Consider the following 23,902-nt stretch of genomic DNA (forward strand, 5'->3'; position numbering starts at 1 on the left):
GGAAAGGTTTAATGGAAAAAATCTGTTAATTATTGGAATGGTAAAACTAACCCGCAAAACCGGCTTCTATGTAGCTACAGAAGAGTTTTAACATGATAAATATTTTTTGGAACCGCTTTCCCTTTCTAACCTCCTTATTTAAGGAAGGCCAGGAATGGTTCTAAAAACCGGTTATAGGCTTCAATGTGGGGTAGGTGCCCCACGTTTTCTAGCTCCACCAATTTGGCCTGCGGAATCTTTTTGGCGGCTTCTTTCCCCAAGACCGGGTAATTACCCAGTTTATCTTTCACCTGGGCTGGAGCATTGGCTTTGCCTAAAGCCGTGCGGTCCCGCTGGCCAATGATCAGGAGCGTGGGCATCTTGAGCTGGTCAAATTCATAGACCACGGGCTGGGTAAACACCATGTCATAGGTAAGGGCGGCGTTCCAGGCAATTTTGGGGTAATCAGAACCAATGGTCCAGCCAGCCAGCAGGTCAGCCCATTTATCGTATTCCGGTTTCCATTGGCCGCCGTAGTAGTTTTCCAACTGATACTTTTTGATACCCGCCTGGGTCTGCTTGAGTTCATTGGCGTATACTTGCTCAATGGATTGGTAGGGCACCCACCGTTTCCAGTCTTCCAGACCGATGGGGTTCTCCAGGATCAGTTTCTGGGTAAACTCTGGGTACATCAAGGCAAAGCGCGTGGCCAGCATGCCGCCCATGGAATGCCCCAACACGGCCGCCGAGGTCACGCCCAGACTATCGAGCAAGCCTTTGGTGTTCTGGGCTAGCATCTGGAAGGAGTATTGGATGTTCTGCGGCTTAGAGGACTTGCCAAAGCCTATCTGGTCTGGGATAATCACCCGGTACCCGTTTTTGGCCAGGTCCTTGGCGGTTTGTTCCCAATAGGCGCCATTAAAATTCTTGCCATGGAGGAGCACCACCGTTTTCCCGTTGGGCTTCTGCGGCGTCACCTCCATATAAGCCATCTTGAATTCCTGCCGCTGCACGTTGACCAAATGAAATTTAACCGGAAAAGGGTAGGAGTAAGTTGTTAGCTCCGCATCTAAAGGCTTCAACTGAGCCTGCGTACCGAAGGACCCAAACACTAACAAGATTGAAAGGAGAACAAATCTAACAGACATAAAGGCAACAGATTGGTATGAATGAAACTAGACGGACCCGTAATTGTTTTAAGCCTGTTTTACGGAAAACGGCCCCAAAATGGGGAAAGAATTGAAAAGCGAAGGCAGGGCATCATCTTATGGGGCCAACGCTTATAGAAACACAGGACTTAACCCTAAAACCTGCAGAAAATTCCCAGGCCAGGCTTTCCTGTTTTAAGCCTGTTTTCGCGAAAACAGGCTTAAAACAGGTTTCTACTGACAGATGCTTCAGGGACTGAAAAGGAGAGGGGCAATAAAAAAAGCCCCGGCTATGGTAGCCGGGGCTTTCGCTTTAAACAAAGAAATTTATTTGAGGTTGGTCACCAATTTGGATTCTACCGCCGCGGCCGCCTGCACGTGCAGGGAGTGCTGGTGGATTTCCTGGAAGATCGCTTTTACGAAATCTTCGGTGAGGCCTTCCCGAAGGGCCAGTTGCATGCGCTGTTCCATTACCTGTTCCCAACGTCCGGTCTGCAGCAGGTTGATCTTGTTTTCCTTTTTCAGGATACCAATCTCCTTGGCAACCGCCGACCGTCTGGCCAGCACGTTGATCAATTCATTATCCAAGTAGTCAATCAAGTTGCGGAGCTCGCTCAGTTCTTCCTCATTGGCGGTGGCCGTAGAAGAAACGCGCTCCACAATCAGAGAGGCTAGGAGTTGTTTCAGGCCTTCAGGGGTTACTTGCTGCGCGGCGTCGCTGAGGGCTACGTCTGGGTTGCAGTGGGTTTCAATCATGAGTCCATCTACCTGCAGGTTCAAGGCTTCCTGGCTGATCTGCTGCAACAGGGAACGCTTACCGGCAATGTGGCTTGGGTCACAGATCAAGGGTACCTCGGGCAGCAATTTCTTGAACTCATAGGCCATGTTCCACTTAGGGTGGTTTCTGTAAGGGCGGCTGTCAAAGGAAGAGAAGCCCCTGTGAATGGCGGCTAAATCCGTGATGCCGGCGCGGTTCAGGCGCTCCAGGGCGCCCAACCAGAGCTGCAGGTCTGGGTTAACCGGGTTTTTTACCAAAACCGGTACGTCTACGCCTTCCAGGGCATCGGCAATCTCCTGTACAGAGAAGGGGTTTACAGTGGTACGGGCCCCAACCCATAATATATCCACACCTTGTTTCAGGGCATCATTCACGTGTTCCCCGGTGGCTACCTCGCAGGCGGTAAGCATACCGGTTTCCTCTTTCACTCTTTTCAGCCATTTCAGGCCTACTTTTCCAATGCCTTCAAAAGCGCCTGGCCGGGTACGGGGCTTCCAGATACCCGCCCGGAAGATGGTGACTTCGGGCACGGACTGCAGCCCACGGGCGGTTTCCAACATTTGTTCTTCACTCTCGGCGCTGCAGGGGCCTGCTATGATAAGCGGCTGTCCGTCAGCACGTTTAAAGATGGTGTTGTCAGACAGGTTCAGATGTTTTGTGGTCATAAAGGTAAGGTGGCCTGCGCCGATAAATGTTTGGTAATTCGTTTAGTAGCTTCTTCTATGGTGTTTTCCGGTAAGCAAAGCGACACCCGCAAATAGCGCTCGCCCTGCGTCCCGAAGACTTTGCCAGGGGTTAGGAAAACCCCGGCTTCATATAGTACCTCGTCTAAAAAGGCCTCTACGTCTTTCACGGCATCTGGCACCCGGGCCCACACAAACATGCCCACGGCTTCTTTTTGGTAGGAACACTGCAGCAGGTCAAGCAGTTCATATACCTTGCTGCGGCGCTTGGCATACACCTCGTTTCGTGCCTCGTGCCAGGCATCTGAGTTGGAAAGCGCCTGTATGGCGGCGTGCTGCACCGGCTGGAACATACCAGAATCCAGGTTGCTCTTTACCCGCAGCACGCACTGCAGGTAATCCTGGCGGCCCAACACCATGCCCACGCGCCAACCAGCCATGTTATGCGATTTGCTCAGGGAATTGAACTCCAGGCAGCATTCTTTGGCTTGGGGCAGGGAAAGCAGACTTAATGGCTTTTCATTGGGCAGCACCAGGCTGTAGGGGTTGTCATTCGCCAGTAGGAACTTGTGCTTCAGGGCCAGGTCCACCAGACTTTGCAGGGCCTCTGCGGTAGCCTCCGCGCCGGTAGGCATGTGGGGATAGTTGATCCACATCAGTTTCACATCTCCAGCCTCTAGCAGCTGCTCCAGTTCCTTCAAGTCGGGTAACCATCCGTTTTCTTCTTTTAAAGTGTAGAAGATGGGTTCTGCGCCCACCAGGCGGGCCGTGGCGGCGTAGGCGGGGTAGCCGGGGTTAGGGACCAACACTTTGTCGCCGGGGTTCAGAAATGCCATGGACACATGGAAGATTCCTTCCTTGGAGCCCATGAGCGGTAAAATCTCCTGTTCCGGGTCCAGGTCTACGGCGTAGGTGCGTTGGTACCACTTGGCAATGGCCTGGCGCAAAGGGGCAATGGAGTTGTACGGCTGATAGCCGTGTACACCCGGACTCATGCTGTTTCTCACCAGGGCACTGATGGTATCTTCAGAGGGAGACATGTCGGGGTCGCCAATGCCCAGGTTGATGATGTTACGGCCCTGGGCGTTAAGAGCCCGGACCTCGGCCAGTTTGCGGGAGAAGTAATACTCCTGCACCTGTTGCAGCCGGTTAGCAGAGGATATAATCATATCAGTTCAGGTTGGGCTTGAAGAATCTCTGACAGGCAACCCGCCAGGCGCTCCTGCGGAAGGGGAGACTCTGCCTTAGGGTAAAGGCCCAGCACCGTAAGTTTAGGGGAAACGGTCTGGAGCGCGGCCAAGGCTTGAGTGATACAGGCGGCCTGGTCTCCTTCCAGTTCCACTACCCAGGCGGCAGGCTGGCCCGGGTTAAGGGCCGGCAAAGACTGGAGCATAGTCAGTTCCAGCTGGCAGTTTTCTACTTTTTCCAGTATGTTCTCCAGGGAGAATTTCACCACCGGGTAAGGAAGCAGTAAGGTCACTTTGTTGGCCACTTTGGAAGGCTGCTGGCGGCTGAGCACTACAAATCGGGTGTAGTTCTCTACGTCATTGGCCACGTTGTCATGGAGCACCTCTATGCCATACAGTTCGGCGGCTTTGCGGCTGGCAATGGCGGCTACGCCTTTGATCTGGCCTTCTTTGATCATGCGGGCCGTGTCTGCTGTATCTGCCGTTTCTTTAGTGTTGACCCCAGACAGGCTCTTTAGGTAATCACAGCACTGTAATAAGGCAATAGGGTGAGACCAGATCTGGGTGATGTCCTCTAGTTTCTGCCCAGGTAAGGCCATTAACGTCTGATCCAGCAACAGCCAGCGCTCAGCGGTAATGGAGAGCCCGTGCTGGGCCATCAGCCGGTAGTTGGGCAGCAAAGGCCCGGCCAGCGAGTTCTGTACCGCCATGACGGCATAGTCTACCAGGCCTGATTCCAGGGTCTGGCAAAGCTCCGGAAATGAGTCACAGGGCAGGGTGCTGATGGCAGCGCCTGCAAACAGTTCTTTGGCGACAGTTTCATGGAAAGAGGCGGGGCCTCCCTGGATGGCGATTTTTAAGGCTCTGTTCATAACGAAAAAAGCCCCGCTTTTGGCGGGGCTCTGAGGTTGGCTTATTTGTTTTTTAACGCAAAGTCTTACCTGTTGAGCCCCGGCTGAGGTCCAAAAAAGTAAAAACCATAAAAGTAAGAATTGCGCTGAATCATTGTCTTGCTGTAAGGATGCTCAAACATACGACCCCGTTTTTTTACATCCAAACAAACCCTAAATATTTTTTAATAATTCTTAATAAAACGCTTGTTAGTTTGAGAAAATTGAATTATATGCAAACAGTAGTTAGGTCTTAAATTGAATATAGCACTAGCTGAAAAGGCATAAAAAAAAGCTGCACCAACCGGTGCAGCTTTTCACTAGAGTTGCTTTAAGGCTTAGAGCGCGTTCTGGTTTCTGTAGTTCAGGGTCTCCGTAATACGCTCAGATAAGTCCATTAAATGGTAGTTGCTCAACGCATCTGACTGTGAGGCTAAAGAGCCTTTGATCATATTGTTGATGTTTCTCAACTCGGCTTTAGCCACAGAAATCACATCACTGTTTTTCAGGTCCATGGTAGGAGTGGAGCTTCCGCCGCGGCCAGTTGGCGCAGCAGAAGAAGTAGGGGCTGGGGCTGGTTTCACCAGACTGATCAGTTGCTCTACGTAGATCTTCTGCAGGTTTCTGCGGTACACATCAATGGCCTGGTTGCTTTTCACTTCTTTGAAGATAGAGCCGTTCATGTCCGTGAAGAAATCGGTTACCTTGTAGGCTTTGCTACCGTCCATGGCTTCTGCCGCGATTAGCTTGGTCAGGGTGTTGTTGCTGATCAGGCGGTCCACCACGTTTTCCTGGCTTCTGGAGATTAACAACATTGGGTTGCTGCCCGTGTTGTTGAGCACTGTTGGGTTCAGGAGCCAGGTAGGAGTCGTGAACAGGTTCTTGTCTAAGAACGCCATGGCCTCTTTTTGGGTAGCGGCCGGGGTGCGCTCATATACATGGCCATCCTGCTCAACGGTTTTAGGGTTCTCATACACCCCGCCAATGTTCTTGGCCACGTGCCCCATGTACCGGTTGTATTGGGTAGACACCTGGCCATACATGTTTCGCAGGTTGTCATATCCTTCGTTAGACTCTTTGGTCCACTCTGGAAGCTTAACGATAATGCGCTGCAGGTTCTTGATGCCGTACTCGCTGGCTTTCATGGAGTTGTCCCCTAAGTCCTCATTCTGGGAATGCGGGTCATCTGGGTTGGTCTCCGTCCCGAACCAGTTGCGGCGGTTCTTCAGCTTCTCCATGGTGAGCTTGTTGAGGGTCTCTACCTCATCAAACGCGTTCTTGGCGTTAGGAAGTAGCTTGTAGCCCCACTCAATGGCCCATAGGTCATAGTCGCCAATTCTTGGGTAGATGCCTTTAGGGGTGATATTGTCTTCTGGCTGGGCCACGTAGTTAAAGCGGGCGTAGTCCATGATAGACGGGGTGTGGCCGTTTGCTTCCACCCATTTCTTGTTGCGCAGGTTTTCAACCGGCACGGTTGAGCTGGAACCGTAGTTGTGACGCAGACCTAAAGTGTGGCCCACTTCGTGCGAAGACACAAACCGGATCAAATCACCCATCAGCTCATCGCTGAACTCCATTTTACGGGCTCTTGGGTCAATGGCCGCGGCCTGCACAAAATACCAGTCATGCACCAGTTTCATCACGTTGTGGTACCAGTTGATGTGGCTTTCCATGATCTCGCCGCTGCGGGGGTCAGAAATGCTGGGTCCGCTGGCATTGGAGATCTCTGATGGCTTGTAGACGATAGCCGAGTGACGGGCATCATCCAGGCTCCAGTCTGGGTTCTCTTTAGGAGAAGGGGCCATCTTACCGATTACGGCATTTTTGAAACCGGCTTTCTCAAAAGCTTTCTGCCAGTCATTTACACCGGCAATCAGGTAAGGCACCCACTTTTTAGGAGTGGCGGGGTCAATATAAAAAATGATAGGCTTCTGCGGCTCTACCAGTTCACCGCGCTTGTACTTGGCCATGTCCTGGGCCTTAGGCTCCAGTCTCCAGCGCTTCACCATCTCAATTTCCTTCACACCCTGTGGGTTGGCGTCAAAGTCGGTGTAGCCTACGGTAAAGTAACCTACCCGTGGGTCAAAAAAGCGGGGCTGCATGGGTACTTTAGGAAGCACCACCATAGAGGTGTTCAACTCAATGGTAGAGGAACCGTTCAGGTTGCTTCCGCCGGCGCCGCCGGAAGAAGGGGCGGTGCTACCGAAGCCCGTGGTGGGCGGCGTCAACACATAGGTCTTCACGGTGGTCACTTCCACGTTGGTAGGGAAGCTGCGCACGTTCTCTATATAGCTTCTGTCCGGCACAAAATTGCCTAACCTGATTCTGGATTTGGCCGTGGCCGAGCTGAAAGAGAAAATCTCGTTTTCGCCGTTGATATAGTCGGTGATGTCAATCACGCTGCCTTTTTTGTCCGGGGAGTAGGCGGCCACGTTAAACGCCGCCACAATGGCCTGGATGTTAGATCGTTGTACCGCCTGGTACATAGACTTGGTGCTGTCTGGGCTGTAGGTGCTGTAAGAAACCTTGCGCAGGAATATGCGGTTGTTAGGCCCTTTCTCAAATTTCACGATAGAGGAACCCACCTGGTCTCCGGCGTAGCCAGAGGCGGCGCGTACTTCGGCGCCTGCCTTAGAGATACGGTTCACCACCAGAATCTCGCGGCCTAAAACGGCATCGTCAATCTCAAAGTAGTATTTATCCTCTACTTTGTGGGTCTTGAAAAGGCCGTCTTTAGAAATAGCCTTCGCGGTAATAACATCGGCGTAGGGTTTAGGCTGGGCTTTTTGGGTGGCAGACCCCTGCATGCCAGAGGCACCGGCTACCCGGCGGGTAGAATCTGCCGCCTGTGGCCTCGTCTGGGCCATTGCTACGCTTGCCAGGGAGGTGCAAAGCCCCAGGGTAAGTAAAAAGTTTTTCATTGTGGTTGTTCGGTTGTTTGTAGTAAAAGAGTATGGGATAATCAGATAAAGTACTAGCCAGTAAAAGACCTTAGATGAAGCAGACGGCCTTTAGTTTAAGTGAAATTTAAAAAAGGTGAATTTTCTTTGGGTAAGGAAGAAATAACAGAGTAAAAGTACTGGCCGGGGGCTGGCAAATATTGGGTAAATTAAGTGTAATTCTGACAAAATGCTAAAGAAGGAAGGATAATCATTTTGTCTTTTGTACCTGCATATCTGCCAAGAGGTCGCGCAAACGGCTAAAAGTGATAGTTGGGCCGGTCGCCACGGTGGCATTTACCATCCAGGCTGGCACAGAACCGCCGGGGTTCACACTGAAAGTGTACTCCACCTTCATCCTATCTTTAGAAACCGGTACAATCTCCCATACGGCCAAGGAATAAGGAATTCTGACCAGGTTCTTCTTCTGGGGAAGGTAGGTGGGCAGCCCGGTCACTTCTACGCGCACCGTTTTATTCTTAGCTGCCGGCAGCACCCTCGTCTCCGCAATCATGTCGCGGTCGGTGAGGGGCCAGGGCATATCTGCCTCAGTATAATAGATTATAGTATTGAGGTCTTTCTGCTTAAGAAGGACGGTTTTCCGGTTGAGGTACACCCAGTCTGAGTGGTGCTCCACGTTCTTCAGCACCTTTACCAACTGGGCAGGGGTACCGGGTAACTCACAAACCACTCTAATCTGTTTAATGGGCAGCTCAGGCGTTTTTCGGGTGTAGACCGCAATTCCGTCCTGGTTTTTTTCCAGTTCCCATTTCCCCTGTGCCCATAAAGGAGGTAGGGAAAGGAAGCCAAAAAATAGAGCTAAAGCGAAGAGGGAAAAACGTAACATTGGTTGGGGTGAAAAGCCTTTGGGGTCCTAACAAATATCTCGCCGGAAAGGTTGAATGAAAGAGGGGAGGAAGGGGGAAAAGCCAGCAAAAGCAATAGAATAGGCGTTCGCCGGGGAAAAAAATAAAATCAGTAAGCCTGTAAGCCGGGTTTTGTCCTTTGCCTTGCGGCAAATGGCTTATCATTTATCTAGACCCGCCCTCACGGAGGGGCTCCATCAACCTACCCACTGACATCGGACGAGCAGCCCTTAGCCTTACCCTTAGGCAAGACGCTGTCAGCCTATTTGGTCTTTCAACTCCTGAGGTTTACCCAGCCGGTCTGGTCGCCCAGCCGCTGGTGCGCTCTTACCGCACCTTTTCACCCTTACCCCTTTTTAATTAAGAATTTAGAATTAAGAATGACTCGTAATTCCCCATTCCTAATTAAAAGAGGGCGGTTATTTTCTGTGGCACTGGCTGTCACCTGACCGTCTCCCGTCAAGTGCCTTCCCGTTAGGAAGCAGGATGCTCTGCGTTGCCCGGACTTTCCTCCCCGCCCGAAGGCGCAGCGATAAGCCGGCTTACTGATTTCCCCCAAAGATACGCTTTTCTGCCCAGAATAGGGAATGGAGGCCTTCTGTTTTGAGCCTGTTTTCCGGAAAACGGGCCCAAAACAGGTTTTCCCAATAAAATGGCTTTAAGACGTAGACGATAATAAAGGACCTCCTCCGTTTTATTCCTGCTATCTTGTAAGAACCTGAAAATAACAGGCTGAGAAACAGGGAAAGCCGTATTATTAAGTAGGTTTCTAGCCTGTCTTAACGTATTGCAAGTGCCACATACATAATATAAAGGTAATGGCAGAAAAAGAAGAAATCCTTATCTCCCCTGATGGGCATGTCACCACAGAGGAGTTGGTCAAATTGGTTAACCAGATTGAATTACTGTTGCAGGAGGCGGCGGCGTTGGAAGAGGTGTATGCCCCCCAAATAAGAAAGGTGCACCCGGCATTTTCCAAAAGCGCCAAGAACTTGCTCCACTATCTTTCCCTGCGCAAGCATGACATTAGGCATCTGCAGATGCAACTATCCAGCCTGGGGCTTTCCTCATTGGGCCGGGCCGAGAGTCATGTGTTAGCCAATTTAACATCGGTCTTTAACCAGTTGCAACTGCTGCTGGCTCATCTGGAGAACGGCAACCCCCAGGTACTGCCTTTTGTGCCGGTGGAATCTAAGCTCAAACCAAACATTGAGGCGCTGCTGGGTGAAAAACCACATGGCCGGGAAGACCGGATCATGGTCACTTTCTCCACCGACCTGGCTAAGAACTACGAGCTGGTACGCGACATGATCAAGGAAGGCATGAATTGTGCCCGCATCAACTGTGCCCATGATGACAAAAAAGTGTGGGGCAAAATGGTCAAGCAGATCAAGAAGGCCGAAAAAGAGCTGGACCAGAAATGCATTATCCTGTTTGACCTAATGGGCCCTAAGCTGCGTACCGGGCCTCTAATGCCTGGCCCCGAGGTCATTCCCATTCACCCCATCATTGATGAAGTAGGGCAGATTCTCTCGCCTGCAAAAGTGTGGCTGGCCCCTGCCCACGTGGCGCCCCCCATGCCGGTAGATGCTACTCTGGTGGTCTCCTCAGACTGGCTGGCGGAGGTGAACAAAGGAGATGAGATAAGGTTCCTGGATACCCGCCGGCGCAAGAGAAGTTTTATAGTGATGCAGAAAAGGGGCGGAGGCGTAATCGGGCACATCTTTAAATCGGCTTACCTGACCACGGGCACCGAACTGCGGGTGGGGGATAAAGACCTGCTGGAGTACATTGAAGTTTTGAAGGGCGTGCCACCGCTTGTGATTCCGTTATTGCTGCGCGAAGGACAGGAACTGATCCTGCATAAAGAGAACATCCCCGGGGAACCCGCCGTCTTTGACAAGAAAGGAACCGTGCTGCAACCAGCGCATATTTCCTGCACCCTGCCCGAGGTGTTCTCCCGGGTAAAAGCAGGGGAGCCTATTCTTTTTGACGATGGGGAAATTGAAGGCGTGATTGAGGAAGTGAACACGGAGTTCCTAAGGGTAAGGATTACATCTGCCGATGAGGCTGGCAGTAAGCTGAGGCCTGACAAGGGCATTAACCTGCCGGAAAGTGACCTGGCCCTGGACCATTTAACCGAAAAGGACAAGGAAGACCTGTCTTATGTGGTGAAGCACGCCGATATTGTGAACCTGTCTTTCGTGAGTCACCCTGAGATGGTGGAAGAACTGCAGCAGGCCCTGGCCAGTCACAAGGCAAATCATATAGGCATTATGCTCAAAATAGAAACCAAAGCGGCCTTCAGTAACCTGCCTCATTTGTTGCTCACTTTAATGCGCACGCACCCGGTAGGCGTGATGATTGCCCGCGGCGACCTGGCCGTGGAACTGGGCTGGAAGCGCCTGGCCGAGGTGCAGGAGGAAATCCTCTGGATTGCCGAGGCCGCGCATCTGCCCGTGGTATGGGCGACCCAGGTGCTGGAAAAGCTCACCAAGAAAGGCCGCCCGTCCCGCGCCGAAATCACCGATGCCGCCATGGCCCAGCGCGCCGACTGCGTGATGCTGAACAAAGGCCCGTTCATCCTGAAATCCATTGCCATGCTGGACGATATCATGCGCCGCATGCAGGAACACCAATACAAAAAAACCGCCCTGCTGCGCATGCTGCACGTGTCTGAGATTGACGGGCAATTGAAATAATGGTTGATTGCTAGTTGTTGGTTGTTTTTCTAAAGAAGAATAAACGGAAGAGCCGCTTAGGAAACTAAGCGGCTCTTCCGTTTTAAAGGTGTTTTAAGGAAAATAGCCTTAGAACGCTTTGTAGCTTACTTAACAATTAACAATTAACAATCAGCAATTAACAATTACTTCAACTGCACCCTGGTGGCGCCGTAGCCGAACTTCTCTTTGCGCGCATCTTCATAGAACTTGATGTGCGGGTTGCGGCTCAATACCTTCTGGATCTCCTTTTTCAGGACGCCGTTGCCGGTGCCATGTATGAAGATGATCTCGTGCATGTTAGCGGCCAGGGCCCGATCCAGGTTATCCTGGAAAACACTCAGCTGCTGGCGCAGGATCTCTGAGTTGCTCATAAGTTTGGGGTCCTCGTTGGGCAGGATCTTCTCAATGTGCAGGTCCACCTCGTGGTTAGGCACCGCCACTTTTAGGTTCTCGCCGGCGCCGGCAGATTCCGTTAACTGCTCCTGAATCATATCTGGGTTCACCAAGGTTGGTTTGGAATCCAGTTGGAAAACATAGCCTTCTTTCTGCAGAACAGGAGCGGTTTTCTTGCTTTTGTAAAACGAAGACGCCTTGAACTTGAGCTTACGGGTAACCGGCTCCAGGATAGCGTTAGACCCCGGTTTATGCTGCAGGTACTGCACCACCAAATCGGGCCACTTTTCAAAGTCGTTCAGGTGCAGGTGCGCCACCGGCTTGGTTTTCTTGGGCACGAGCTTGTCGTTGTTTTGGGCCTTGTAGCCTTTGTCGGTTTCCTCGCCGTAGGTGAACAGCAAGTCAAACTCTGAGTTGTTCACGATGTGCACCGCCAGTAACTCGTCGGTTTGGTGCACCAGGGCAATGTAAATGCCGGCCACCGCGGTGGAAGGCACCACTGGCGGGGCGGCCTTTTTAGGGGCCTCGGGGGCGGGTACGTTCCGGAACATCTCGCCTTCCTCGGCGGCAATCACCACCACCTCGCGGCGCATGACCGGAATGGTGAAGTCATTGTCAATGGCAACCTCTACCAGGTTGTTATCCAGAAAGCGGGTAATGATTCCTTCTTCTTTGCCGTGCATTAACCGCACGCGGTCTCCTATATTCATGATGGTTTTGGTCTGATTTAGGGAAAACAGGCTTAAAACGCCCAGTCCTCCACAAAGATACGCAAAAGGAAGGGGAGGGGCCGATTTTCTGTTTTAGGCCAGTTTTCTGGAAAACGGGCCTAAAACAAACGTTAATATACAACCACCCCTGCGCAATGGCGTTTTCATAAGAAAGACTAACCCGCTCATAACATGGAACTTGTACCAGATATCGTGGCTCCTGCTCCCTGGCAACTGGAGGGAAGCGGCGTGATCTGGTATTACCCGATCACCAAGGCCTTTAACCAGAAGTACGGGTTCCTGGCAGGGTATCAGGCGGCCTCCTACGTGGCGGGTTTTGGGGCGGTCATGTATGTAGACTACACGTCTTCTGGGGTGGGGCCCTACCAGGAGCTGCTTTATATTCCGGGGCTGTTCAAAATGAACGGAAAGCTTACCTTCACCATCTCCAAAATCTACGTGTCTACCTATGACAGTGTCTGGAACGGGCGGGAAAACTGGGGCATCTTAAAGGAGAGAGCCATCTTTAATACCCAGCCCAACAAAACCGGCGGGCTAGACATTGGCGTGAGCCGCGAAGGGCAAACCTTTTTTGAGGCGCAGGTGCAGCCCAAAGGACCCAAAGTTCCGCTGTATTCCTGGTTGTTTTCCTGGTTCAGGGTCATGCAACTGAAAGGAACTGAGCTGCTTTTAACCAAACCTACCCTGCAAGGGCATGCGCAATGGGCCTCCAGTAAAACGCAGTCTGCGGACCCGCGGCTTTTCCCGCCGGTGCAGCAACTAAAGCCTTTAATGACCCTGTACATTCCAGATTTCAAGATGGTATTCCCGAAGGCACAGGCGCTGCCTTATAAACCCTAATACTTTTAATAATACAGGGCATGCGCCCGGAAGCCTTTCCTTATGCTGTATTCCAAAGCCGGCGCCGGAAACTTGAAGATAGACAGGACATAAAAGGCGCTTCTCAGGAATTTGCTGCGGGTGGGAATAGCCTGCCAGTTCAAATCCACGCTCAGGTAATACTGCCGGTACGCTGATAGCCCGATGGCGCGGTTGGCGTCCGCGTAATTGAAAACCATCTCTTCGGCCCCCAAGCCCACGGCCGGGTTCAGCCACTTTGGCCACTTGCTCTCTGTAGACAGGAATTTGGCCAGGTCCACGCTTAGCCAGTAGGTTTGCCCGTTGTAGTCTTTCAGGAATTCCTCAGAGGGGCCTTTGCCCAACACGTTGGGCCGGAGCGGGGCGTAGCGGGTGCGGTGAAAGGAGAACTTTGGCTGTACCCTGATCTCGCCCCAGGCCAACTGCTGCGCAATCACGCCCAGGGAACCCGCTGCATTGGCGGCGATGTCAGTGAGCGAGGCCCCGTAGTCGGGGGAGCGGCCATCAAAATATTCAATGGGGGTCTGCAGCAGGAATCCCAGCGCCCCGCCGTACCAGATGGCTTTTTTTTCGGGCACTCCCGCTTTGCGGAGCATATCTACGCCCAGGCGGCTTTCATGAAAGGAACCCCAGAAGTGCCCCACCTTGTCCATCTGTTTCCATTCACCGGCATCGTTAAACCAATGGAACCGGGTCTGGGGTTTGTCCTGGTACCAGGCTTCATTAAGTAGAAGCAGTCCGCCGGCGTATAGGGTAGTGCCACCCGCCGCCAGCCAAGGTAGCCGCCGGGAAAACCGGTTCACGGTGTCTATGGGGGCGCCGGAAAGGGTGTCCAGGGTATAGGTAGACTGCGCCCGCGCCTCCTGTAAAGGAAGGCCCAGCCCTGAAAGCATAACAAGGAGAAAGGTTAGAAAACGGAATGAGTGGGTTTGCACGGTTTAAAAGTACAGAATCCTTCTTAGAATGTTTCTTTCAAGCAAACGGCAGATTTTTTGAAGGATTTTCTTGCTATTGAAAAACCAGCCGGTATATTTGCAACATGAACATGACCCAAATTCTGCACAACGCCTGGTGGCACGCACGTCAAATCTGATGGGTGAACCGCTTGCTGTGCAGAAATGCAATATAGAACAAGGCTCGGATTCACCCGGGCCTTTGGTGTTTCTAAGGGGGTACAAATTCAAAACAAAAGAAAAAATGAAATCAGGACAGAAGAACGCAATGCAGTGTTGGTGGCACCAATCGGAAGATTCGTGAACAGCAGGCTATTGCCTATTCTAAACTTGCCCATATCCAAAAAGGCTTGCTGTTCATATAAAACGGCAAGCCTTTTTTAATGCACTTTATGAAAACCTACACCTTACAAACGCAATACCGCCACCTGCTGGCAGACACCGTTACCCCGGTGGGCATTTACCTGCAGCTACGCGATAAATACCAGAATTGCCTGCTGCTGGAAAGCTCAGACTACCACGGGCATGAAAACAGCTTTAGCTATATCTGCTGCGAGCCTATTGCCGAGTTCCGGTTGAAAGACAGCGTGCTGCGTCAGTCATTCCCGGACGGCAGCGTGGAGGAGCAGACCCTGACCACCAAGCGCGACGCGGTAGATATTCTGCAGGCCTACTGCGGCCGGTTCAAGTCTGAGGCCCAGCCTTTCGGATTTATCCAGAACGGGTTGTTTGGCTACATGTCTTTTGAGGCGGTGCAGTACTATGAGCAAGTAGAGCTGCAGGAAAAGGAGACGGCTCACCCCGAGATGCCCGAGATTCTGTATCAAGCCTTCCGGTATGTAATTGCCATTGACCACTTCAAAAACCAACTCTATATTTTTGAGCATTTTCTGGAAAATCAGCCCCAAAACGACGGCCTGAACGAACTGGAGAATCTGATCAGAAACAAGAACTTCCCCATGTTCCAGTTCACACTGTCAGGCGAGGAAACCACCAACCAGACGGATGAGGAGTTCCTGAGGGTCATCGAGGAAGGAAAGCGCCACTGCCACTTGGGCAATGTGTTCCAGATCGTGCTTTCCCGGCGGTTTTCGCAGTCGTTCCAAGGCGATGAGTTCAATGTGTACCGGGCCCTGCGTTCCATCAACCCCTCGCCATACCTGTTTTACTTTGACTACGGCAACTTCAAGATCTTCGGGTCATCGCCGGAGGCGCAGCTACTCATCAAGAATGACACGGCCAGCATTTTCCCTATTGCCGGCACCTTCAAGCGCACAGGCAATGACGCCGCCGATGCCGAGCTGGCCCAGAAATTGTATGATGACCCCAAAGAGAACGCCGAGCACGTGATGCTGGTAGACCTGGCTCGCAATGACCTAAGCCGCCACGGTGATGAGGTGAAAGTGGAGGTGTTCAAGGAGGTGCAGTACTATTCCCACGTGATTCACCTGGTGTCTAAAGTGACGGCCCGGTTGCCCAAAGCAAGTGGTTCTTTACAAATGGTGGCAGATACCTTTCCGGCGGGTACGCTCTCAGGGGCGCCCAAGCACCGGGCCTTGACGCTCATAGACAGCCTGGAACCCACAGGCCGCGGGTATTACGGCGGTTGCATTGGCTACCTGGGCTTTGGCGGCGACTTCAACCACGCCATCATGATCCGGTCATTCCTGAGCGTGAAAAACAAGTTGTATTACCAGGCCGGGGCGGGGGTAGTGGCCAAGTCAGATACCCGCTCAGAACTGAACGAGGTGCACCACAAACTGGCTGCCCTGCGCAAGGCCCTTGAGCGGGCTACCACAATTTAGTGATAAAATGATTTATTTCTGTTTTTGGTGTGTTATGAGAAAAACAGCCCCAAAACAGCTAACCAAGCCAGACTAACAACAGACAAACCCTTTTTGACATGAAGATCTTAGTCTTAGATAATTACGATTCTTTTACCTACAACCTGGTGCAGCTGCTCCGGGAACTGGGGTACGGAGACCAGGTGGAAGTGCACCGCAACGACCAGATATCTTTGGACGCGGTAGACCAGTTTGACGTGATTCTGTTGTCGCCGGGGCCGGGCGTGCCCAGTGAGGCGGGTATCATGCCTGAACTCTTAAAGCGGTATGCCCCAACCAAGCGCATTATGGGGGTGTGCCTGGGCCACCAGGCTATTGCCGAGGCCTTTGGGGCGGAGCTTTCCAACATGACCGAAGTACTGCACGGAATTGCCTCTACCATGCGGGTAGTAGACAACGAGGACCCTATGTTCAAGCAACTGCCCAACACGTTCAAAGTAGCCCGTTACCACTCTTGGACGGTAGTGCCCAAGTCTGTTCCGGCCACGCTGCAGGTGACGGCGGTAGACGAGAGAGGGGCGGTGCTCGCCATTCGGCATAAGAAATATGACGTGTGCGGCGTGCAGTTCCACCCAGAGTCCATTCTCACAGATTACGGCAAAGACATGCTCCAGAACTGGTTGCAAAACCCTGTAAAACGGGTAAATAAATGGACTTCTTACGCCGCTTCCATCACCCTATGAAACAGATACTTCAGCAACTAATTGAACATAAGACCCTGTCTAAGGAAGTCGCCCGCGAGGTGCTCCTGAACATGACCCAGGGCCAATGCAACCCCAGCCAGATGGCGGCGTTTATGACCGTTTACCTCATGCGCAACATTACCGTGCAGGAGTTGGAGGGGTTCAGGGAAGCCATGCTGGAACTCTGCCTGCTGCCAGACCTGGGCACCGACCAGGTGATTGACCTCTGCGGCACCGGCGGCGACGGCAAAGACACCTTCAATATCTCTACCCTGTCTTCTTTTGTAGTGGCCGGGGCCGGGTATAAAGTGGCCAAGCACGGCAACAACGGGGTTTCTTCCATCTGCGGATCTTCCAATGTGATGGCGCACCTAGGCTATGAATTCACAGATGACAGCGCGGTTCTGCGGGCGCAATTAGAGCAGACAAACCTCTGCTTTATGCACGCGCCGCTGTTTCACCCGGCCATGAAAGAAGTAGCCCCTATTAGAAAGGAATTGGGCGTAAAGACCTTCTTCAACATGCTGGGCCCTATGATCAATCCGGCCAAGCCGCATTTCCAGTTGGTGGGGGTGTTTAGTCTGGAGCTGCTGCGTTTGTACACCTATCTGTACCAACAGACGGGCAAGCGTTTTGTGCTGCTCCATGCCCTGGATGGCTATGATGAAATCTCCTTAACAGGTGCCTTTAAATTGGTGACCCCGCAAGGAGAAAAGATCCTTCAACCCTCAGACCTGGGGCTGCCTACCTATCAGGCCAGTGACTTAGCCGGTGGCGATACCGTGGAAGACGCGGCCGCTATTTTCATGCAGGTTCTGGAAGGGCGGGGGACTGCGGCCCAACAGGATGCCGTGGTGGCCAATGCCGGCCTGGGCATTTTCTGTGCCGATGAGCGGATCACCTTACCCGAGGCCTTGCAGAAAGCGCGGCACACCTTAACTAATGGTTTAGCGCTCAAAACGTTCCAGGATTTACTGGCCACCCAAAAAACATTAACGCCGGAAAACGCTTAGCACTTTAACCTTTGCTTCTTTTTCCTTGACCATTTCTTTACGCCTTACCCTATGTCATCCACTATTCTAGACCAGATTGTTGCCCATAAACGCCAGGAAGTAGCAGACCGCAAAAATCTGGTGCCCACGGCCCTATTGGAGCGAAGCCTGTATTTTACCTCGCAGCCGGTGTCGCTTCGCAAGTACGTGCAGCGCCCCGACCTGAATGGGATCATTGCCGAATACAAGCGCAAGTCGCCTTCTAAGGGGATGTTGAATGCCTACGCCCCGGTAGAGCGCACTACCATCGGGTATATGCAGGCGGGGGCCTCGGCGCTGTCGGTGCTCACAGATACTGCCTTCTTTGGCGGCAAAAGCGAAGACCTGACCACGGCTCGTAAATTCAATTTCTGCCCCATCCTGCGCAAAGACTTCGTGGTGGAGGAATACCAGATCCTGGAGGCCAAGTCCATCGGCGCCGATGCCATTTTGTTGATCGCGGCTATTTTGACCAAGGAGGAAGTAGAGCGACTGGCCCAGTTTGCCCATTCCCTGCAACTGGAGGTGCTTCTGGAGGTACACAACCGTGAAGAGCTGGAGCGCACGCTTACCCCCCACGTAGACCTGGTGGGCGTGAACAACCGCAACCTGCATGATTTCTCGGTGAGTATTGACATATCCAAAGAATTGGCTAGCTTCATTCCTGATGAATTTGTGAAAATATCAGAGAGTGGCTTAAGCGAGGCTTCCTCTATTATGGAGCTGAGACAGTACGGTTATGAAGGATTTTTAATGGGTGAAACCTTTATGAAGCAAACCAGGCCGGAAAAAGCCTGCGCCGCTTTTATTGACGAACTCAAAAAGCTTAGGCAAGGACAGCCGGTTTAACAAACTGAGATATAATTTTGTATTCTTGTACTATTATGGGGATAAAGGCAAACGGGGAATTTGCCAGGTTATCTTTTTAGTACAACCCGTTTTAGGGCCGTTTTTCTGAAAACAGCCTCAAAACACCAACCATACTTATACTACCAGCTGCTGGGTTTACCTAACCTGTATCTTCCGCAACTGCACCAGACCGACTAACAGACAAACTTCAATTAAACATAGAATGCCAAACAGAAACCTTAGAATAAAGGTATGCGGCATGAAGTACACAGAGAACATAGAAGACCTCTTGTTGCTTCAGCCAGATTATGTGGGCTTTATTTTCTACGAAAAGTCCCCCCGTTTCATTACCACCCAGTGGGCCGTTTTTTCCTCCATTTTCAAGCAAGGCACCAGCAAGGTGGGCGTGTTTGTAGATGAAGAGGTAGAAGTGGTATTGCAGAAAGTAACCGACCTGGGCCTGGAGATGGTACAATTGCACGGCCATGAAACGCCCCAGATCTGCCATGAGCTTAAAGATTCTGGCCTCACCGTCATGAAAGCCTTTAGGGTAGGCGAAGGCTTTGATTTTAGCCAACTGGAAGAGTACGTGCAGTGTTGCGACTTTTTCCTGTTTGATGCCAGCGGTGCCAACCCCGGCGGAAACGGCCATCGGTTCAACTGGAATCTGCTGCAAGGCTATGAGTACCAGGTTCCTTTTTTCCTAAGCGGGGGCATAGACCTGGAACACCTGGACGAGATCAAAGCCTTGCGGTTGCCACAACTGTACGGCGTAGACCTGAACAGCAAATTTGAGATTCAGCCGGGCCTGAAAGACGTGAAAAGGGTGCAGGAGTTTATTCAGAAGTTAAGGGCGTAGCAATTTGACAAGACTTCTACTAGCAAAAGGCCAGCATTAGGCGGCCACACAATCTTAAAGCAAAAACTATGGAATACGGAGTAAATGAGCGTGGCTATTACGGCCAATTTGGGGGAGCCTTTATCCCCGAGATGCTCTACCCCAACGTTGAAGAACTGCGGGAAAAGTATTTGACCATTATTCAGGAAGAAGGGTTTCAGGAGGAGATGCAGGACTTGCTGCGCGATTACGTGGGCAGACCTACGCCCCTGTACCTGGCCAAACGCCTGTCTGAAAAATACAACACCAAAATCTACCTCAAGCGCGAGGACCTGAACCATACCGGGGCCCATAAGATCAACAACACCGTGGGGCAGATCCTGCTGGCCAAACGGCTGGGCAAAACCCGCATCATTGCGGAGACCGGGGCTGGTCAGCACGGCGTGGCCACGGCCACCGTTTGCGCCCTCGCCGGGCTGGAGTGCATTGTGTACATGGGCAAGATTGATACCGAGCGCCAACGCCCCAACGTGGAGAAAATGCGTTTGTTAGGCGCTACGGTGGTACCTGTGACTTCCGGTAGCCAAACCCTGAAAGACGCCACCAACGAGGCCATCCGGGACTGGATCAACCACCCCGAAGATACCCATTACATCATTGGCTCTGTGGTAGGGCCGCACCCGTACCCAGACATGGTGGCCCGTTTCCAGAGCGTGATCTCTGAGGAAATAAGAAAGCAGTTAATGGAGAAAGAAGGCCGCGAGTTACCAGATTACGTGGTGGCCTGCGTGGGCGGTGGCTCTAACGCCGCCGGTGCTTTCTACCATTTCCTGGATGAACCCAGCGTGCAGTTGGTAGCCGTGGAAGCCGCCGGTTTAGGCGTGAACTCGGGGCACTCTGCGGCCACGTCTATTCTGGGTAAAACCGGGATTATCCATGGAAGCAAGACCTTGCTCATGCAAACCGAGGACGGACAGATCACGGAGCCGTATTCCATTTCGGCGGGCTTAGATTACCCTGGCGTAGGGCCGCAGCACGCGCATTTGGCCCAGACCGGGCGTGCCCGCTTTATCGCCATTACAGACGCTGAGGCCATGGAAGCCCTGAAGGAACTCAGTCGCCTGGAAGGCATTATTCCCGCCATTGAAACCTCGCACGCCCTGGCTGCCTTGAAAGAACTGAACGCCGGCCCAGATAAAGTGGTGGTGATCAACCTTTCGGGCCGCGGCGACAAAGACCTCAATACCATTCTTACTTATTTTGAACAACAAGATGGCCAACAATAGACTTACCCGGCTGTTCCAGGAGAAAAAAGGCAACCTGCTTAACGTTTACTTCACCGCCGGCTTCCCGAAGTTAGAAGACACGGTTACTATTTTAGAAGAATTGGAGGCCTCAGGCGCAGACCTGGTGGAGATCGGTATGCCTTTCTCAGATCCTTTAGCCGATGGGCCCACCATTCAGGCCAGCAACCAGGTGGCCCTGGAAAATGGCATGTCAGTGAAGAAACTGTTCCAGCAACTAGCCGGCGTGCGGGAAAAGGTAACGGTGCCTATCATTTTGATGGGCTATCTGAACCCGGTGCTCCAGTATGGGTTTGAGCGCTTTTGCGAGGAGGCAGCCCGCGTAGGGGTAGACGGCCTTATTCTACCCGACCTTCCGTTTGCGGAGTATGAAGAGGAATACAAGCCTGTATTAGAAAAGTATGGCCTGAGCCTTATTTTCCTGATTACGCCGCAGACCGCAGAAAACCGCATCCGGCAGATTGACGCCCTTACAGATTCCTTTATCTACATGGTGTCCAGCGCCAGCACCACGGGCGGTGCCGTACAGACCGGCGATGCCCAGCAGGCCTATTTTTCCAAAGTAAGAGGCATGGGCCTGAAGAACCCCTTGCTGATTGGCTTCGGGATAGGGGACAAGCCTTCCTTTGAACTGGCCTGTCAGTCGGCTAACGGGGCTATTATTGGAAGTGCCTTTATCAAAGCGCTGCAGCAGCCCGGCGAACTACGGGAAAACGTGCGGGGCTTCTTGCAGTCCATCAAATAAACCAGAACCATGCTTATTCAATTACAACCCAACATAGGGGCAGCGGAAAAAGAGGCGATCATCAACAAGGCCAACGCCCTCAAATATAAAACCACCGAGGTGATTACCCAGGCCGGCCATTACCTGGTAGGCACCGGCAAAGCCGAATTTGACGTGCGCGCCATCGGGCATTTGCCCGGCATCAAAGACATTCACATAGTCTCAGATGACTACCGGTTGGTGTCCCGTAAATGGAAAGTGAACCCCACGGTGATTGACTTCGGGGATGGTCTGCAGATAAAGGAAGGCGAACTGGCGCTTATGGCCGGCCCTTGCTCTATTGAAAGCGAAGAACAGATTGAGAAAACCATCCAGCACTTGGTGTCACAGAACGTGCGCTTTATGCGGGGCGGGGTTTTCAAGCCGCGCAGCTCGCCTTATTCTTTCAGGGGCATGGGCCTGGAAGGCTTGAAAATGTTCTATGACTTGTGCCGTCAGGCCGGGATAAAAGTAGTCACTGAGGTAATGCAGGTATCGCAGATTGCGCCCATGGAACCATACACCGATATTTTTCAGGTAGGGGCAAGAAACACCCAGAACTTCAACCTCCTGGATGAACTGGGCAAGGTAGACAAACCCGTGCTATTGAAACGCGGTATCTCCGGCACCATTGATGAACTGCTGTACTCCGCTGAATACATTTTCTCCGGGGGCAATGAAAAGCTCATGCTCTGCGAGCGTGGGATCCGCACCTATGAAACGGCCAGCCGTAACACCTTAGACCTTAACGCCATTCCCATTCTCAAGGAAAAGACGCACCTACCCGTGATCGTGGACCCATCGCACGGCATAGGCATACGCGAGTACGTGGAGCCCATGGCCCTGGCCGCCATCATGGCCGGTGCCGACGGAATCATATACGAAACCCATGAAAAGCCCGAAGAAGCTGCTTCAGACGGCGCCCAGACCCTAAGCTTCACAGAATCTGAACGCATGATCAGGAAGATGCGGAAGGTGTTTGAACTTCGGAAAGAGTTGGTGTAGAATTTATAGAGCAGAGCAGCTTGTTCACGCTGTCTCCGCCTTCTTTGTTTAAGGCGTTTGTTCTGGCTCTGGTATTCCTGTCTCTGCCTTCTCCGGTTTTGGCTTTAACTTTGACTCTTTCTTTTTCAGACTCTTCCTTGTTTTTTCTATCCCTGCCTTCTCCAATTTGTCATCCTGAAAGGATCTTGGTGGCAAACGGTAATGACAGTTGAGTAAACGCCTTGAATAGGAAAAGCCTCAGAAGATGGTACGAAAGAATACTTCTAGGCTATTGGAATGAACCATTGCTTTTCTAGTTCGCCCAAAAGATCCTTCCAGATGACAAAGGGGGGAGATTTGACAAAATAGGAGCAGAAAATTCTAGATTCTAAGGCGAAGTTTATTCCTTACTTTGCCAAAATGATTCAACAAATAAGCTTAGCTCAAAAAAAAATCCTGAGTAAAAATTTGCATTCTTAAAAGGTATTTTTGATATTCGTCTCAGTTATGAAAACATGCACCCAAATTCTAATGATTGTCAATCTGAAACCGTACGCAGAGCGTACCGGAGCGGGGACAATATTGGGTGAAAATTGATTGAGATAAACAAGAAATTAAGAACCTACTATACAGCTTGGCTCCGGAAACGGGGCCAGGCTTTTTTTATGCCTACTGCCATGTATCAGCAACCTTATCACCTGTACTCTATCCAGCAACAACAGACCTGGAACATCTTGTACACCAAACGGTCAGAAGCTCTTTCTGCCGTGGTTTCTGCGCCCTTTTGGGCGGGGGTCAATGCGCTGGAGCTAAAGGCTTATTTCATTCCTGATTTCCAGAAACTCAATTTCCATTTACGCGAGCAGAAAAGCGAATGGGAGGTAGTAGCGGTAGAAGAACCCTTACGGCCCCGCCAGGTGCTGGCCAAATGGGCGAAACAGAAATTTCCCGCGGTTACCTCTTTGCGCCTGCACCCAGACGCCGATCTGCGCCTACAAGGCAATAAAGACCTGTTCCAGGATGTGTTCAGCCAATTGCCGTGGTTGTTGCAACCTGAGGTAGCCAACTTTATGGAGCGAATTGGGCAACTGTCTTTGCACTACAAAGACCCAGCCGCTACGGAGTTGCTTTGGCGCCTGGCCCAGCATGTGTTGGGCAACGGCTTGCTGCGCGACCAGGACGGAAAGGTGACCTTATTTGGCGCCTACCTGCTTTCCAATGCTCCGGAAGGGGAGGCTGCTCTTAAAAGAGAGAATGCCTGGCAACCGGCTGTTCTGGAAGAAATCTTAGGTCAACCCTACAAGTTTGGGGAAACTGACAGGTATTTCGTGTTGGAAAGCCTTTCTGATCTGGACTCCCTGGCTACTCAGCTTGAGAAAGATGGATTACCATTGGTGGAAATTTCTACTCAGTTGCAGCTAATAGCTGGGTAATTTCTTTTTCCTGTTTTGGGCCTGTTTTCTGGAAAACAGGCCCAA

19 protein-coding genes and 1 other RNA gene are annotated in these 23,902 nt (G+C 51.8%); 11 read left to right on the forward strand and 9 right to left on the reverse strand.

From position 1 onward, the window contains the following. Positions 1-134: 134 nt before the first annotated feature. The 7 genes from TH63_RS06445 to rnpB form a co-directional block, all read right to left on the reverse strand. Positions 135-1,127 carry an alpha/beta fold hydrolase gene (locus TH63_RS06445; protein WP_048920230.1) on the reverse strand — a complete coding sequence of 331 codons (993 nt, stop codon included), beginning with the start codon at positions 1,125-1,127 and terminating at the stop codon, positions 135-137. Positions 1,128-1,454: 327 nt separating this feature from the next. Then, positions 1,455-2,570, reverse strand: a complete 1,116-nt coding sequence (locus TH63_RS06450; RefSeq protein WP_048920231.1) for a chorismate mutase — start codon at positions 2,568-2,570, stop codon at positions 1,455-1,457. Beyond that, the gene (locus TH63_RS06455; RefSeq protein ID WP_048920232.1) at positions 2,567-3,757 is read right to left on the reverse strand and encodes a pyridoxal phosphate-dependent aminotransferase; all 1,191 of its coding nucleotides are present in this window, start codon (positions 3,755-3,757) and stop codon (positions 2,567-2,569) included. The genes TH63_RS06450 and TH63_RS06455 overlap by 4 nt, the downstream gene beginning before the upstream one ends. Then, entirely contained in the window at positions 3,754-4,647 is an 894-nt protein-coding gene (locus tag TH63_RS06460) for a prephenate dehydratase (RefSeq protein ID WP_048920233.1), read from the reverse strand. Before TH63_RS06460 ends, TH63_RS06455 begins: the two co-directional genes overlap by 4 nt. Positions 4,648-5,003: 356 nt before the next feature. Further along, positions 5,004-7,586: a zinc-dependent metalloprotease gene (locus TH63_RS06465; RefSeq protein ID WP_048920234.1), complete on the reverse strand. Its 2,583-nt coding sequence runs from the start codon at positions 7,584-7,586 to the stop codon at positions 5,004-5,006. 229 nt (positions 7,587-7,815) lie between these two features. Further along, positions 7,816-8,451, reverse strand: a complete 636-nt coding sequence (locus tag TH63_RS06470) for an START domain-containing protein (RefSeq protein WP_048920235.1) — start codon at positions 8,449-8,451, stop codon at positions 7,816-7,818. 124 nt (positions 8,452-8,575) lie between these two features. Beyond that, positions 8,576-9,019: RNase P RNA component class A (gene rnpB, locus TH63_RS19940), an RNA gene on the reverse strand. Positions 9,020-9,288: 269 nt separating this feature from the next. On the opposite strand from rnpB, the gene TH63_RS06475 reads away from it, so the two are divergent. Next, on the forward strand, positions 9,289-11,172 hold the full coding sequence (locus tag TH63_RS06475; RefSeq protein ID WP_048920236.1) for a pyruvate kinase: 1,884 nt from the start codon (positions 9,289-9,291) through the stop codon (positions 11,170-11,172). A gap of 164 nt (positions 11,173-11,336) precedes the next feature. Here the strand turns inward: TH63_RS06475 and TH63_RS06480 are convergent, their stop codons facing one another. Then, the gene (locus TH63_RS06480) at positions 11,337-12,296 is read right to left on the reverse strand and encodes a Smr/MutS family protein (protein ID WP_048920237.1); all 960 of its coding nucleotides are present in this window, start codon (positions 12,294-12,296) and stop codon (positions 11,337-11,339) included. Positions 12,297-12,488: 192 nt separating this feature from the next. On the opposite strand from TH63_RS06480, the gene TH63_RS06485 reads away from it, so the two are divergent. Further along, a complete protein-coding gene (locus TH63_RS06485) occupies positions 12,489-13,157 on the forward strand; it encodes an acetoacetate decarboxylase family protein (RefSeq protein ID WP_048920238.1) in 669 nt (222 codons plus the stop codon). 5 nt (positions 13,158-13,162) lie between these two features. On the opposite strand, the gene TH63_RS06490 is transcribed toward TH63_RS06485, so the two are convergent. Further along, a complete protein-coding gene (locus TH63_RS06490; protein WP_082161576.1) occupies positions 13,163-14,068 on the reverse strand; it encodes a DUF2279 domain-containing protein in 906 nt (301 codons plus the stop codon). 452 nt (positions 14,069-14,520) lie between these two features. Between TH63_RS06490 and TH63_RS06500 the strand changes: the two genes are divergently transcribed. From TH63_RS06500 to TH63_RS06540, 9 genes are all read left to right on the forward strand, one after another. Further along, positions 14,521-15,933: an anthranilate synthase component I family protein gene (locus TH63_RS06500; protein WP_048920240.1), complete on the forward strand. Its 1,413-nt coding sequence runs from the start codon at positions 14,521-14,523 to the stop codon at positions 15,931-15,933. A 98-nt stretch (positions 15,934-16,031) separates the two neighbouring features. Then, a complete protein-coding gene (locus TH63_RS06505) occupies positions 16,032-16,655 on the forward strand; it encodes an anthranilate synthase component II (protein WP_048920241.1) in 624 nt (207 codons plus the stop codon). Next, the gene (gene trpD / locus TH63_RS06510) at positions 16,652-17,668 is read left to right on the forward strand and encodes an anthranilate phosphoribosyltransferase (protein WP_048920242.1); all 1,017 of its coding nucleotides are present in this window, start codon (positions 16,652-16,654) and stop codon (positions 17,666-17,668) included. Before TH63_RS06505 ends, trpD begins: the two co-directional genes overlap by 4 nt. A 51-nt stretch (positions 17,669-17,719) precedes the next feature. Continuing rightward, entirely contained in the window at positions 17,720-18,535 is an 816-nt protein-coding gene (gene trpC, locus TH63_RS06515) for an indole-3-glycerol phosphate synthase TrpC (RefSeq protein ID WP_048920243.1), read from the forward strand. Between the two features lie 223 nt (positions 18,536-18,758). Next, entirely contained in the window at positions 18,759-19,394 is a 636-nt protein-coding gene (locus TH63_RS06520; RefSeq protein WP_048920244.1) for a phosphoribosylanthranilate isomerase, read from the forward strand. 68 nt (positions 19,395-19,462) lie between these two features. After that, the gene (gene trpB, locus TH63_RS06525; RefSeq protein ID WP_048920245.1) at positions 19,463-20,659 is read left to right on the forward strand and encodes a tryptophan synthase subunit beta; all 1,197 of its coding nucleotides are present in this window, start codon (positions 19,463-19,465) and stop codon (positions 20,657-20,659) included. Then, complete coding sequence (gene trpA, locus TH63_RS06530) at positions 20,646-21,422, forward strand: tryptophan synthase subunit alpha (RefSeq protein ID WP_048920246.1); 777 nt, start codon at positions 20,646-20,648, stop codon at positions 21,420-21,422. The genes trpB and trpA overlap by 14 nt, the downstream gene beginning before the upstream one ends. Positions 21,423-21,431: 9 nt before the next feature. Then, the gene (aroF, locus tag TH63_RS06535) at positions 21,432-22,445 is read left to right on the forward strand and encodes a 3-deoxy-7-phosphoheptulonate synthase (protein ID WP_048920247.1); all 1,014 of its coding nucleotides are present in this window, start codon (positions 21,432-21,434) and stop codon (positions 22,443-22,445) included. 656 nt (positions 22,446-23,101) lie between these two features. Continuing rightward, on the forward strand, positions 23,102-23,857 hold the full coding sequence (locus TH63_RS06540) for a hypothetical protein (RefSeq protein ID WP_197088644.1): 756 nt from the start codon (positions 23,102-23,104) through the stop codon (positions 23,855-23,857). Positions 23,858-23,902 lie beyond the last annotated feature (45 nt).

Origin of the sequence: Rufibacter radiotolerans (assembly GCF_001078055.1) — a bacterium.
Lineage (GTDB): Bacteria > Bacteroidota > Bacteroidia > Cytophagales > Hymenobacteraceae > Nibribacter > Nibribacter radiotolerans.